The organism is Protofrankia sp. CiP1_Cm_nod4 (assembly GCF_982290645.1).
Genome location: NZ_CEVIVC010000086.1, coordinates 5,948 through 18,172 on the forward strand (window position 1 = coordinate 5,948; position 12,225 = coordinate 18,172).

At 65.0% G+C, this 12,225-nt stretch carries 13 protein-coding genes and 1 pseudogene; 4 read left to right on the forward strand and 10 right to left on the reverse strand.

What is annotated here, in order from left to right; all coding sequences use genetic code 11:
- Nucleotides 1-201 precede the first annotated feature (201 nt).
- The gene (locus tag AC5LSR_RS16090; RefSeq protein ID WP_250291137.1) at nucleotides 202-681 is read left to right on the forward strand and encodes a response regulator transcription factor; all 480 of its coding nucleotides are present in this window, start codon (nucleotides 202-204) and stop codon (nucleotides 679-681) included.
- A gap of 60 nt (nucleotides 682-741) precedes the next feature.
- Here AC5LSR_RS16090 and AC5LSR_RS16095 read toward each other — a convergent pair whose 3' ends face one another.
- The 6 genes from AC5LSR_RS16095 to AC5LSR_RS16120 all read right to left on the reverse strand — a co-directional run bounded on the left by AC5LSR_RS16095 (nucleotide 742) and on the right by AC5LSR_RS16120 (nucleotide 7,544).
- Nucleotides 742-927: a ferredoxin gene (locus AC5LSR_RS16095; protein WP_493468636.1), complete on the reverse strand. Its 186-nt coding sequence runs from the start codon at nucleotides 925-927 to the stop codon at nucleotides 742-744.
- Nucleotides 928-1,039: 112 nt separating this feature from the next.
- The gene (locus AC5LSR_RS16100) at nucleotides 1,040-2,620 is read right to left on the reverse strand and encodes a hypothetical protein (RefSeq protein ID WP_250284587.1); all 1,581 of its coding nucleotides are present in this window, start codon (nucleotides 2,618-2,620) and stop codon (nucleotides 1,040-1,042) included.
- Nucleotides 2,620-3,645 (reverse strand): ATP-binding cassette domain-containing protein, encoded by a 1,026-nt coding sequence (locus AC5LSR_RS16105; RefSeq protein WP_250284585.1) that lies wholly within the window; start codon nucleotides 3,643-3,645, stop codon nucleotides 2,620-2,622. Before AC5LSR_RS16105 ends, AC5LSR_RS16100 begins: the two co-directional genes overlap by 1 nt.
- Nucleotides 3,646-3,655: 10 nt before the next feature.
- Nucleotides 3,656-3,997 (reverse strand): antibiotic biosynthesis monooxygenase family protein, encoded by a 342-nt coding sequence (locus AC5LSR_RS16110; RefSeq protein ID WP_493465239.1) that lies wholly within the window; start codon nucleotides 3,995-3,997, stop codon nucleotides 3,656-3,658.
- 67 nt (nucleotides 3,998-4,064) lie between these two features.
- Entirely contained in the window at nucleotides 4,065-5,291 is a 1,227-nt protein-coding gene (locus AC5LSR_RS16115) for a cytochrome P450 (RefSeq protein ID WP_493468637.1), read from the reverse strand.
- A gap of 114 nt (nucleotides 5,292-5,405) precedes the next feature.
- Nucleotides 5,406-7,544, reverse strand: a complete 2,139-nt coding sequence (locus AC5LSR_RS16120; protein ID WP_493468638.1) for an aminotransferase class III-fold pyridoxal phosphate-dependent enzyme — start codon at nucleotides 7,542-7,544, stop codon at nucleotides 5,406-5,408.
- A gap of 743 nt (nucleotides 7,545-8,287) precedes the next feature.
- On the opposite strand from AC5LSR_RS16120, the gene AC5LSR_RS16125 reads away from it, so the two are divergent.
- Nucleotides 8,288-8,446: a hypothetical protein gene (locus AC5LSR_RS16125; RefSeq protein ID WP_250284581.1), complete on the forward strand. Its 159-nt coding sequence runs from the start codon at nucleotides 8,288-8,290 to the stop codon at nucleotides 8,444-8,446.
- 391 nt (nucleotides 8,447-8,837) lie between these two features.
- Here AC5LSR_RS16125 and AC5LSR_RS16130 read toward each other — a convergent pair.
- A pseudogene (locus tag AC5LSR_RS16130) lies at nucleotides 8,838-8,977 on the reverse strand (IS982 family transposase); the annotation flags it as partial.
- 265 nt (nucleotides 8,978-9,242) lie between these two features.
- On the opposite strand from AC5LSR_RS16130, the gene AC5LSR_RS16135 reads away from it, so the two are divergent.
- Together AC5LSR_RS16135 and AC5LSR_RS16140 are read left to right on the forward strand one after the other, a co-directional pair.
- Nucleotides 9,243-9,458: a hypothetical protein gene (locus AC5LSR_RS16135; RefSeq protein WP_250284580.1), complete on the forward strand. Its 216-nt coding sequence runs from the start codon at nucleotides 9,243-9,245 to the stop codon at nucleotides 9,456-9,458.
- Nucleotides 9,459-9,482: 24 nt separating this feature from the next.
- Nucleotides 9,483-10,049, forward strand: a complete 567-nt coding sequence (locus tag AC5LSR_RS16140; RefSeq protein ID WP_250284579.1) for an IS110 family transposase — start codon at nucleotides 9,483-9,485, stop codon at nucleotides 10,047-10,049.
- Nucleotides 10,050-10,275: 226 nt separating this feature from the next.
- On the opposite strand, the gene AC5LSR_RS16145 is transcribed toward AC5LSR_RS16140, so the two are convergent.
- The 3 genes from AC5LSR_RS16145 to AC5LSR_RS16155 are packed head-to-tail and all read right to left on the reverse strand — an operon-like array spanning nucleotide 10,276 to nucleotide 11,353.
- A complete protein-coding gene (locus AC5LSR_RS16145) occupies nucleotides 10,276-10,749 on the reverse strand; it encodes a PIN domain-containing protein (RefSeq protein WP_493465241.1) in 474 nt (157 codons plus the stop codon).
- Nucleotides 10,746-11,153 carry a helix-turn-helix domain-containing protein gene (locus tag AC5LSR_RS16150; protein ID WP_250284575.1) on the reverse strand — a complete coding sequence of 136 codons (408 nt, stop codon included), beginning with the start codon at nucleotides 11,151-11,153 and terminating at the stop codon, nucleotides 10,746-10,748. The genes AC5LSR_RS16145 and AC5LSR_RS16150 overlap by 4 nt, the downstream gene beginning before the upstream one ends.
- Nucleotides 11,150-11,353 (reverse strand): hypothetical protein, encoded by a 204-nt coding sequence (locus AC5LSR_RS16155; RefSeq protein ID WP_250284573.1) that lies wholly within the window; start codon nucleotides 11,351-11,353, stop codon nucleotides 11,150-11,152. The genes AC5LSR_RS16150 and AC5LSR_RS16155 overlap by 4 nt, the downstream gene beginning before the upstream one ends.
- Nucleotides 11,354-12,225: the final 872 nt, after the last annotated feature.

The window sequence follows — 12,225 nt, forward strand, 5'->3', positions numbered from 1 at the left end:
GGACGCCCTGGATCGCAAGCTTCCGCGTCATCCGCGGCCGGACGCCCTGTTGGGCTCCAAAATTCGGGTTTCGGCCGGGGCTGAAGTTGACCCGATTCTGTTCACGTCTGGGCTCTTTGGAGCAATAGTTTCAAGGAGGATCGCAGGTGCCGAGATCAAAACTGCTCTACACCGCCGAGTCGCGGAAGCAGATGATCGACCTTGTCCGACTCTGATGTCCAGGGCCCAGATGTTGCCGACCCCGAACACCATCCGGCCACCGCCGTGCTGCTGCTCAGCCAGCACGTCCAGGTCGGTGGGGCCCTCGACCTGTTCACGGCCGACGCCGGAGGACTGGGTTACCTCCTGAAGGACCGGATCATCGAGATCGACGATTTCCTCGCCTCGATCCGCCGGATCGCCGCGGGAGGTTCGGTGCTCGACCCGATCGTCATCCGGGCCCTCGTCGAGAGACGGGCGCCCGCCAGCGCCCTCGCCGCGCTCAGCGAACGGGAACGCGACGTCCTCGGCCTCATGGCGCAGGGTCTGTCCAATACCGCGATCGCCGCCCGCCTCGTCGTCGGGCTGCGTACCGTCGAGACCCACGTCGCCAGTGTCTTCACCAGGCTGGGGCTGCTGCCCACCCCGGACGAGCACCGCCGCGTCCGGGCCGTCGTCACCTACCTCAACGGCGGAGACTGATCAGCTGTTCGGAGGAATGTTGAGCGGCCTCCACGGCCTTCTGGCGATTAAACGGCAAGCTCAGTCCGAGTAGGTGCTGAGTGCCTGCACCGGGCACGCGTGCACGCCCTGCTCGGCCTGGTCCTCGTCACCGTCAGGGACCTCTCGCGCGATGCCAATGTTACTGTAGCCCTGACTGTCCAGGGAGAAGAGCGCCGGATCGATCAAGTTGCATTGCCGCTTGGCTTCACAGACCGTGATGTCCACCCTGACCTTCACGGATATCATCCTTTCCTTTCGATGGTGCCCAAATCCCCAGCCGGGTCGTTGACTGTTACCTGTAGCGACATTGAGGGCCGGCGGTCCTCTCGGCCGCAGTCTACTCGGGTAAGCCGTTCATGATCGAGGAGTTCGCGATCGTCCGCAGGGACAGTAGAAGCACTCCTGTCGCGGCCGCCACCGCGCCGAGCAGCCAGCCGCCGGCCAGCGCAATATCGGTGGCGCTGTGGAAGCTCGTGCTGAACGCAGAGTCGATCAGGACTTGCACGGAGCCCGCCGACGGTAAGTTCTCGGACCACGCCGGCAGCTGCGGACCCAGCATGTAGTCCTGAGCGATACCGACATCGAGGAAAGGGAGCAGGAGCATGCACAACGTTCCCCCGACGCGGCCGAGGACCGGCGCGAAAGCGGCACCGATACATCCCCACGTCACCGAACCCAGCAGATACGCGACCACGAATAATCCGTAGTTCTCCGGCCGGAAGCCGCAGAAACCTACGAGCAGTGCCGCCAGGCTGACGATACAGGACGCGGCCGCGACTGTCAGCAACCTCACGATGAGAATACTACGTCGGCGGTAACCGCTGACAATCAGCCGCGAGTCGGCCTCCCTCGAACGTATCACGACAAACAGACCTGCCACGGCGGACAGGAACGACACGGTCATGTATCCCATGTAGGCACCGTGCAGCTTGGGCATCGCCATGGTCAGCAGCACCGCCTGGTTGTCAATGGCCGCGGGCACCTGGACCTGCACTCCGGTGAACATGAAGAAACTGACCCCGACAAAGGTGACGGGTGTGGCCAGCAGCACCAGCAACAGGATCCGGTTTCGCGCGTATGTTCGTATCGTCGACCGGGTGAGCTCGGCCGCCGGGCGGCCGATCGGTCGTGAGTCCTGAGATCCGACCGGTACCGGGTGACGGCCGGGATCTCGCTGGCCGACGGGTTTGACCTCAAACTTCGCCCGGGTCCACGCCACCGCCGCGTGGGCCACCTGCCGGTCGAGCAGAACAAAGCTGGCGATCAATGACAGCGAGAGCCACACGATGCCGCCCAGCAGGGCAGTCGGAAAGCCGTCGACGCCGGACATGATGACCTCGCTCGACGGGCGGGAGGGCACCAGAGCCGCCAGCCGCAGCGAGCCGCCGCCCATCGCCGGCCCCAGGAAGACGTCGAGCATCCACACCCCGACGAGAGCCAAACTGCCCGTCAGTTCATCATGGACAAGAGAGCCGACGATCGCCCCGAAGCAACCGTAGGTCCCAACCAGAAGGCCTGTTCCAACGGCAATCTGCAGGGTTACGTTGACATCAGTGCACACACGCAGCGCGGCCAGCGCGGACCCCCAGCAGCCAGCCCCCACCAGGGCGAAGAGCGCCAGACGCGCGATCGAGATATCCCAGCGGGCCGTCCTCAGATCGACCAGGTGGTCCGCGCCCCTGGTGCGGCTCGTCGAGAAGTAGGTGCCCAGACCAGCACTTATGGCACCAGCCCAGGCCGCCGAGAACGAGCCCATCATATTATGGCCGGTGTGACCTCCGAGCACGCGCGCGAAGTCGGTCAGTGCATCGGCGGACACGAGTACGAACACGACGGGGAAGCATACGAGCAGCAGGCAGTTCAGTCGATGCCTAAGAAAGTCGACTGCGAACAGGCGCGATAGCTGGAACGCATTCACTAGCTGACCCGTCCGAGTTTTCCATTGGAAAGATTGTAGACCTGGTCACACAGTTCCGTATCATCCGTACGATGGCTCACGATGACAATGCAGGTGCCATCCTGACGTCGCAGCTTCGCCAGCTCCCAAAACCGTAGGTAGGTATCCCAGTCGAAGCTGGCGTGGGGCTCGTCAAGCAGAACCAGTCTTGGCTCTCCCAGCAGTGCCAGCGCCAAGTTCAGCTTCGCCTTGGTACCAAGCGACAGCTCGTCGGTCACCGAGTCCGCGTACTGCGCGAAGGACAGCTGATCGAGCAGTTCCTCGGCCGCCTGGTTAATCTGTTCGACTGACAACCCGACCGCGCTCCCGAAGAGCCGGAAGTGCTCCCGAACGGTCAGCCGGGCGTACAGAGCCGCCTCCTGCGGGCAGTATCCGACCCGCTCGACGCGACGCAGCTCACCCAGATCCGGAGTTTCCAGACCCACCAGTATCCGCAGCAGGGTCGACTTGCCTGCCCCGTTCTCGCCAACCAGTGCCACGATCTGCCCGGGGAACAGTTCGAGATCAACTCCCCGGAGCACGCGGCTCTGCTGCCGCCACGCTAATCGCGGTCGGTAACTTTTCTCGATCCCCTTCGCGGTGAGGACGGCTCTGCCCGCAGGGGAGGTCCGTCCCGAGATCACCCCAGTCGGCTGCAGCTGTTCCGCATCCCCGCTGGCACCGGCGGCTCCGCCGCCGCCCTGATCCGCCATCCACCGGGCCAGCCCGGCCAGCCGGGTCACCTCGTCCCTGATGCGGTCCGGGGCATCCGTGCCGCCGGCGAACGGAATCCATAGATCCCTCCGGTCAGCGGGGGTCGTAACCTGAAGATTCATCCCGTGGCCATCGATCTCGGTGGCCACGGCGGAGATGGCATCGGCTGCCTTACCGAGCTCCCGGCCGATGATCAGGCAGTCGTCGGAATGAGCTGCGTTCAGATGTGCCAGCGCTCTGGCGCTGCGGACCGCGGCATCTTCCAGTTCCTCGGTTCTGTTGGCCTCGAGCATGGCGGCGTCGCTATGCAGTCGTCGTAGAGACTTCGAAGGACCAGACCTCACTTTCGATGGCGAGCGGACCGTCGCCGTGCGTAGGCGAGCTCCCGGGGTGTCCGTGTCCCGATAGCTGACCGCGGTGCATCTGGTCAAATACGGCCGAGTTCTTCCAGGCATCATACGAGGCCGCCGAATCCCACCGGCTGACAACCAGCCACCGGTTTCGCTCGTCCGTTGGACGCAGCAGCTGGAAATCCACGAAACCCTGCTGCCCGCTGAGTAACGCGCTTTGCGCTTCGAACCGTTTCGCCAGCTCGTCCTCAACCCCAGGCGGCACTGTTATCGCGTTGATCATAACCGTCGTCATCTCAACTCCATCTCGTCGGTATCAGCTCACTCGGTTGACGGTCCGTACTGGCGGTCAACCCACGCCGTCACCTCAGCTTGAGCCGGGCCGGTAGCCTCTGGAAGCCGGTGATGTTCATCGCGTGCACCGACTCGGCGGCGTCGAGGTCCAACTCAGCACTCTCGACGCGGTTGAAGAACTCGCCGAGCCCGGCGACCATCTGTAGGCGGGAGACGTGAATGCCTAGGCAGCTGTGTATGCCTCGACTGAAGCCCATGGCCAGGCGAGAGTTCCGGCGATCGATATCAAACGTGTCCGGATCGGAAAATAGTTCCGGGTCCCGATTGGCCGCGCCGAACAGCAGCAGCACGCGCGCACCCTCGGGGATCACCGTGTCGCGGATATCAACATCCCAGGCCGTTGTTCTTCGCATGTACTGCGTGGACGCATCCCGGCGGATGGTCTCATCAATGGCGTTCATTCGCGTGGGCTCATCATTTCGGACCAGCTCCACCACACTCGGCTGCGCCGAAACATTGGCCAGCACATATCCGGCTGTCCGAGCGACGTCCTCCGGTCCAGCCAGTGCCATGAGGAATAAGAACCCGAGAGCCTCCGCCTCTGACATCCTGTCACCGTCGGCACTTCCATTGATCAGCCTGGACAGGAATGTTCCCTCCGTGGCGTAAAGCCGAGGCAGATGCTCTTCGGCCAGGAAGGTCATGATATGCCCGATGGCCTCTTCCCCGGCCGCGGTGAAACTGATGTTTCCGCGCTTGCGCTGGAAGCACGCATTGAGCCATTCTCGCCAGAGTGGACGAGACTCCGCCGGGATCTCGAGTAGCTCGAGGTCGTTCTCGATCGCCCACGGGAGGAGCAGATCCTGGCACACATCCAGCTCGGCTCCCGGCAGCCGGTCGAACTGTGCGACGAAGTTCCGACCGAAAGCCACCTTGAAACCGGCGACAGCCTTGGGCACGAAGGAGCCGCTTACCATGGTCCGCATCCGGGTGTGATCCGGAGGATCGAGGAACGCCATCATCGGGACCGGGAGTTCTTCAAGCGTCTGGTCCTCGTACACCGTGCCTTTGCGTGCCGAGAACGAGAGCGGGTCGTGGAGTGCCCCTGCGACGTCGTCGTACCGTGACAGCGCCCAGAAGTCGTCCTTCTCGTTGTAGTAGACCGGCTGCTCTTCTCGAAGAGCCTTGTAGTACGGGTAGGGATCGTCTGTCACCAGGCTGTCCAGCGGAGAATAATACGCCATTGCGTCTCCGTCCTTTCCGGGATCGGTACCTTCAAGCGTGCTCGCAGGCACCTCATCTTTCTGCGGTCTGCCGAGTCAGACTGGGTGTGAGCGGCGTCGAGAGGGCTCGCGTCAGCCCTACCTGTTCTACTGTTCCATACCTCAGCGCAGCGTCGAAGGTGAACACTATTCTGTCGCCCAATCGACCGCCGAGCGGAAGTAGCGCGCTCGGCGAGCGTAGGTTAGGAGGCCCCGTACGGCGTTTACATAGACGTGTACAGGGCGCACCTGGCGGGTTCCGCGCTCGAGTCTGTTGAGAACTTCGCGCAGCTCAGCCTCGTCGGCGAATATCCGCTGATGAAATCGGAGTATCGGCACGAAGACCCCGCAGTTGGACAGCACTAGCTCGGCGAGGGCCATTTCGAGCGCACACCCCAGCGCCGAGCGGCAGTGGAACGGGAACCAGCGGCGAGAGAGAGTGAGCCGTATCAGTCCGCCCTCGCCCGAGACGGCCGCAAAGATCCTGGACTGTGCAGAGATGCGCCGAAGGCCTTCGGCGAACATCTCCTGCAGCCGCGTCGCCGTCACGATTCGCTCGGGATCTGCACATCCAGAGAGTGCGTTCAGCGCGATATGCGCGCTGAGCTCGCACCGGTAGTGCCGAGTGAGCTTCTCGACTAGTTTCGGGTTTCTCGCGGCCGCGCGACGGTAAACATCGTCGGTAACGAGAGCGACGCCGAGTGGCACCGTCATATCACTCAGGGGCTTGGCCATCGCCGATACGTCGACATTCAGCGCGAGACGCCGATGTACCAGGAAATCTCCACCGATCCGCCACCCGCCGGTCAGCACCTCGTCGATCCCAACCAGGTAGCCTCCCGACGCCTTGCAGCGGTGTACTAACTCGATAATCGAGTCGGGGATGGGCCGGCATTCAGCGCCCTGGATGAGTTCCAGCCAGACCAATGCCACGTCTGGCCGGTTCAGGACCGTCTTCAGCCGAGACTCGCAGCCGGGTTCATCGAGGTCGATGTACTCAAGATTGGCATAGTACGGTCGGAACGCTTCTCTGTCCGACTCGGTCAACAGCGTGCCATGCTTGCTGAGACTGAGCGAGATGGGAGTCTTCCCGGAGTAGTTGCCACGAAAACTGACAATGGTTTTACGATCCGGCTGCGCTAGCATGGCGAAGCTGACAGCTAGATCAACGGCAGTACCACCGCTCACGGCGGGCACCGAGTGTGGATACCCCGTCAGTACCTGCAGCACAGACTCAAGCTGATCGTAGTAGCGCCCGTCCGGGCGGTGCGCGGTGAGGACGTTCTCCACCAGGTCCGGAGGGTTGTGGCCGCGTAAGTTGCTACCCGATCCACCACCGGAATCGATGATCTCCCGCCCGTCGGAGAGCACCAGCCGGCTACCTAGTGCGCTCTTGATGTCGAGAGCCATTCCCATGGCGTCGTTGAGACGGGCCATCGGGGGGTTCACGTAGTGATGGAATGCTCGTACCCGCGCCGTCATCGTACCTTCGATACGCTTGAGGACAATCTTGTCCTCGGCTTCGATCAGGTCAGCGGCATCCAGCGCCTCCAGTACCGCGCGAAGTGAGACGGCGGCCCCGCCGAAAGTGGTGGTATGCGCGGCGGCGTCTTTGATGTTGTTCCACACTGAATGAGCCCGCTGGCTCATGGTCAGACATCCGAAAGGAAGCTGTCGAGCCGAGAGGTCCTCTCCGAAGATATGGGCGTCGGCCTGTATCCCGCTCTGACTGAAGTACGTGCCGCCCAAGTCGCGGCCGAGATTCGAGAGGACGAGTAAGGCGCCCGATTCGTGTCCAGCGTCGGCGAAAGCGTCGTGCAGGCGGGGCCGAGCCTCCCATTCTGAGCGTGCGACGATCACGCCCGACCAGGCCTTTTCCGCTAGTCGGTCAGCCGCCACGTCGAGAGACTCGACGAAGCACAGTCCCGGTGCGAGACTCTGTGAGGAACCCTGCTCTGTGGGATCAAAGAAGACGCGCAGATCCTGCTCTGGATCGACGATGAGGACGCTACCGTCATTAGCCCTCCTGTGCCGCACCGACGAGTGCCGGCACAGTTTTATGGCCGCCCCGACCGCTTCGACACCTGAGTTGGTGAAGAATGTTCGGTAGGGCCCACCCCGAGCTTGTGCACGCTGCAGCAGACGGTCGAGCAGAAAACCCAACATCGCCCCCTCGGCACTGATCGTGTTGCTCCCGATGAGAAGGTTGCAACGCTGACTGAGGTTGTATTCAGCCAAAAGATCGAGGGTCGACCGCGTAGCCGACGTCAGAGCCGCACGAGCCATGAGCTTCGGATCCTTCCTGCCCGGCGCAGCCTCACTTTTCCGCCTACGACGCAGCAGGCCGCCAATGCCAACTTCACCGGCGAAGGAGACGGAAAGTAGAAACTCTGAAACCAATTCAGTAAGGCTACCGCGTACCCTGTCAAGGCCCCTCTCGGGATTTCGGAAGGAGTCTCCATGCTGTTGGTGCTGTGCGACCCGGCTCCAACGCTGTACGTGTACACGGGCGGCGCGAAATAGCCCGTGACCTGGGCAGACGCAGGGATTCCCCGGCCGCGACGTACTTTCTCGCCGCCAGCCGGCCACCCCGATCGCTGTTCAACCGCCGTCTCCGTGAGTTGGTGGCGCAAGAGGCCTCCACGCAGGTAGGTGTTGAGCGGGACCTGGATCGCCCCGGTCTTGGCGGCACCCTCGGAGCGGACGATGTCGTCCGCGAGGAGTGCGAGGCAGCGACGGACGTCGCCGGGGCCGGTCCGGCCGTGAACGCACGAATCGCCTCGACGGCATCGGGAAGGTTCGTCATGCGGAGTTCGTCATGCGGACAGCTCCCCTCGAGGTTCCACCGGACCGCACCCTGCGGCGTTGGCGTTCGTTGGCCGTACCGCGCCGCTCCTGGCGGTGTACTTTTTGTCTTTACTCTTTCTATACCTAATTCGAATTAGAGTCAAGCGTGGCCAAAGGAACGGCATGCGGGAGAATCCGCCGGGCGGCTTGCAGCGTTTTGGTAAGTTGCTGTTCAGCAGATCATGACAAGGTCCACGACGTCACCCTCGCCGAACGAGCAGGACGAGGAGCTGGGGTATCTCGTTGGTCTTGGCTTCCACGTCGTCCTGGCCGAACACGGGACCCCGGTCGTGGTCGAGGGTGGCGAGCAGGTGCCATGCATCGGCCGCGCAACCGCGTGATCCGCGGAGCGTCTTGCCGCCGAGGAGAATGGGCTGCCCCGCCACCGTGCCCTCTGCTCGTTGTTCCTGCCCACTGGCGTGCGCGGTGGTCGGCGACGTTGACGCTGGTTCGCTCTGTTAGCGTGCTGGTCGCCCGCAAGCATCGCTGGAACAGAGTGTCGGCGTGCGGGTACCTGGTGGATGTCGGCCCTGACATCAGGACCGACGTCGAGTTATCCCAGTCCTGCCCACGTACTTCGCTGCCTACCTCGCTGGATGGCAAGACGTGCCGATCGAACTCTCCGCGGACATTGTCTTCGGCGCGTGGGATACGTCCGGAGCCTCGCCTTCGAGCCCCATGCCGATTTCACCGACGACGCCGATGGCTGGGGCCCTCCCCAGGCGCCGAGGTCTTGACCAGCGGCAACGCCGACGTCAGCCGCTTGTTGTAGCCGGGCTGGCCGGGCTGGCCGGGCAGGCAGGGGCCCCGACCAGGTGCGCCCGGGCGTGGCGCAGCCAGCGGGTCTCGCTGTGGTGGCCGAGCAGGGCCTTGAAGCTCTCTCCCTATGCCCGGCCACCGCGAGCCCAGACTTCGGACTTGCTCGTCTAGTACTACTAGGTATCGGTCGCGGCTACGGCCGGATGATGCTCGGCCGCCCGAGCCACCTCATCGCGGTTGTCATCGTGGCTGGTCAGCAGCCGTGACGTCATGGGCGTGGTCTGCTCATGCCGGCGGGAGCGTCGCCATCACGGAGCCGGAGCGGATCCGTGACCGGGCCGGTTATCGTCGGATCCCGTGGATGAGCCGCCGGTATTCGTGGGGTCCTCCGACATCGCCGTCGTCCTCGGTCTGACCCGGCAGGCCGTCGACCGTCGGCTGCGGATCGATCCCGTCGCGCCCGCGCCGGCCGCGACGGTCAATCGCACCCGGGCCTGGGGCGGCACCCGGGTGTGGTGGCGCGCGGACATCGACCGCTGGCTCGGCGGCGCCGACCCGGACCGCTGGACGTCCCTGCCCGGTCACGCCCGCTGAGTCCGAGGACCGCGCGGTACGTCCGTGCCAGGTCCACTCCGACACCGGGGAGATCGTCGGTGGGGCGGCGGACGACCCCTCGGCCGAGGCCCCCCGGCGTCGACCGGCGCCGACGCCGGGGCGGGCCGGCGGCTCAGCCTGACCGAACGCCTCGCCGAGATTCCCGGGATCGGCCCGACCGCCGCCCAGGCGATCATCGCGGAGGTCGGGGTCGACGCGTCCCGTTTCCCCACCCCCGGCCACCTGGCCGCCTGGGCCGGTCTGGCCCCGAAGGACCGGGAGTCCGCCGGGCGGGCCAAGCCCGCCCGGACCGGGAAGGGCAACCGCTACCTGGCCGCCGTCCTTGGCCGGGCCGTGATGTCGGTCGCTGCGACCCAGACCTTCTACGGGTTCCGCTACCGGCGGTTCTCACGTCTTGGACGTGCTCGCGCCCGTCGAAGCTGCAGGTCGGCGGGCCAGGCAGGTGGTTCGAGCCTCCTGTGGCTCCGCAGCAGTCGACTCCTGGTGGTAGTCGTTCAACCGCGTGGCGGTCCGAGTGAGGCTGCGGATGGAGGGCTCCCGTGTGTGGCGAGTCCGCGCGGCTGGAACTGACCGGCGCGCAGGTCGCTCGCGGCGTTCTGGGGCGAGATCCGGCAGGTCGTGGCTGGGCTCCTGTCTGACCCGGAGACACCCTCGAACACAATGCCGCTGGCATGCGCCGCCGTGCGGACGCCGATGGAGGTTCAGTAGCTTCCGGTGAGGCGCTCTATCAGATCGGCGGTTGTCGAAGCCCCGGCTCGGCGCAGGGCCGCGGTCGTCGACCTGTCGGTCGCGCCGGTCAGGGACGCGACAGCCGTTCGGTGAGCGGCGAGCACCTGTGGCTCGTATTCTGCCACGAGCCGGCAGAGCAGCTCGTCGGGGGTGAGCACCTCGATTCGGCGGCCGCCGCGGCGTCGGCCGGGAAGTCCTTGACGTTCCATGTGCAGAGCACATTCGCCTCCGCGGCGACGGCCGCGGCCAGGACATGCCGGTCGTCTTCGTCTGGTAGCCACACGTCGGCGAGTGCGCGGAAATCCGCCTCGGCGGGCTCGACCTCGGCGAAGGGGAACGCGCGGTTCATCGCTGTCACCAAACGCTGGGCGGCAGCACGGTCGAAGCGGGCCACGTTCAGTCTGAGATGTTCGACGGCCTCGGCGAGGATCGCAGGGCTCCAGGCAACGGCGATGATCTCCTGGTCGGCGGCGTAGAGAAGGTAGTCGCGCAGGACTCGGGAGTAGAGCACGTTCGCGTCCGCGAGAACGACGCGGATCAGGTCGGTCTCGCGGACGGGGGTCGTTCGGTCAGGCCGAGTTCGTTCTGCACGGCGGCCAGTTCGGCGAGTGCCTCGCGCCGTCGCGGGCGCTCGTTCTCCAGGAACGCCCGGATCGACGAGACGCGCACACGGTGGTGGGCGCCGACCTTGCGGAACTCCAGCAGGCCGCGGTCCATCAGCTTGCGGACCTGGGGACGTGACATCCCTAGCAGCACCGCTGCCTCCGTCGGCGTGACCTCGGCGGCGCGGGGGGCCGCGACGAGCTCCTCGCCTCTGACCCGGGCGTCGAGCAGCCGGGAGACCAGCTCGGCCGTCTCGCGCGAGAACGCCACCCTCACCTCTCCACCGGACGTCGCCAAGGCGCGGTGGAGAGCCTCGGCATCGCGTAGCAGCAGCTCGGTCATGCCTGCCCCACCTGCCTCATCTGCTCCAACTGCAACAACTGCAACAACTGCAACACATTCCCGGTGCGCATCCGCTGGGCGAGGCTGGGTTCGACCGCGGCGACTGTCGCGGCCAGCACCCCGTCGTCGATGCGACTGATCACCCGGTAGGTCTGGCGGCGCACGTTGAAGCCGGCCCCGCTCTGGCCCGCCTCGGACAACCTGATAGCCGCCGGGTGAGCCGGCTCTGTCGATGAGGCGGATCCCGTCGCCCAGCTCCTGGTTCTGCCGGTGGATGGCTACGGACCGGAACCTTGGAACCCGCCAGGTATACGGAACATCCGTCCGATCCGCTAGATGATGTTCCGGTCGGCGTGGTCACCGGGAATCGTCCCAGGTCGGTGACCGCGTGGCGACCGGGCGGATGATGATTTCGGGACCCGGAACCGTGATCGAACGGTTCTTGTTGTGGTGCGTTAGGTCCACCACGCTGCGTAGTTGACGTCTGGCCTGGGTCGATAGGTTCGACCTATCGATCGGGACGATCGGGTGCCCGGCGAACGAGCAGGTAGTGACCCCGTTGGCCGGTTCGTACGGAACAATGGCCCTCGCCCAGTTGACGCAAATAGTGACCATGAGTGACATTCGAGTCGTCTCGGCATCGTCCCTCGCGTGGCGCGCGTGCTCTCGGGAGGAGACAGCAGCGTAGGGCAGGCGATCGGCGCCGCCAGCGGCTCCCGGCCCGGCTGGCGGTCACCGCGCACACCAGCCGGCTCGCCCAGCACGCGCTGTGCCTGCATACGCACGTTAACCCATGACCATCGCGGCCGGACAATGGGACCGACATCGCCGCGGCGCCTGACCGCGCTCGGCAGCACAGCGAGGGACTCGCCCCAAGACCGTTGGTTGTGCGGATTCTCCTCGTGACCGACGGTCTGTCCGATCTGAACAGGGCAAGGCAAGCCGCGGTGAAATGCGCCCAGGCTGGCTTGACGGTGGATGTGGTCCTGATCGATCCGACTGACCAAGCACGCGGTCTCGCGGCCCCTGCCTGCCAACCAGAAGCCGATGAACCCGGCGATGCGGCGGGCGT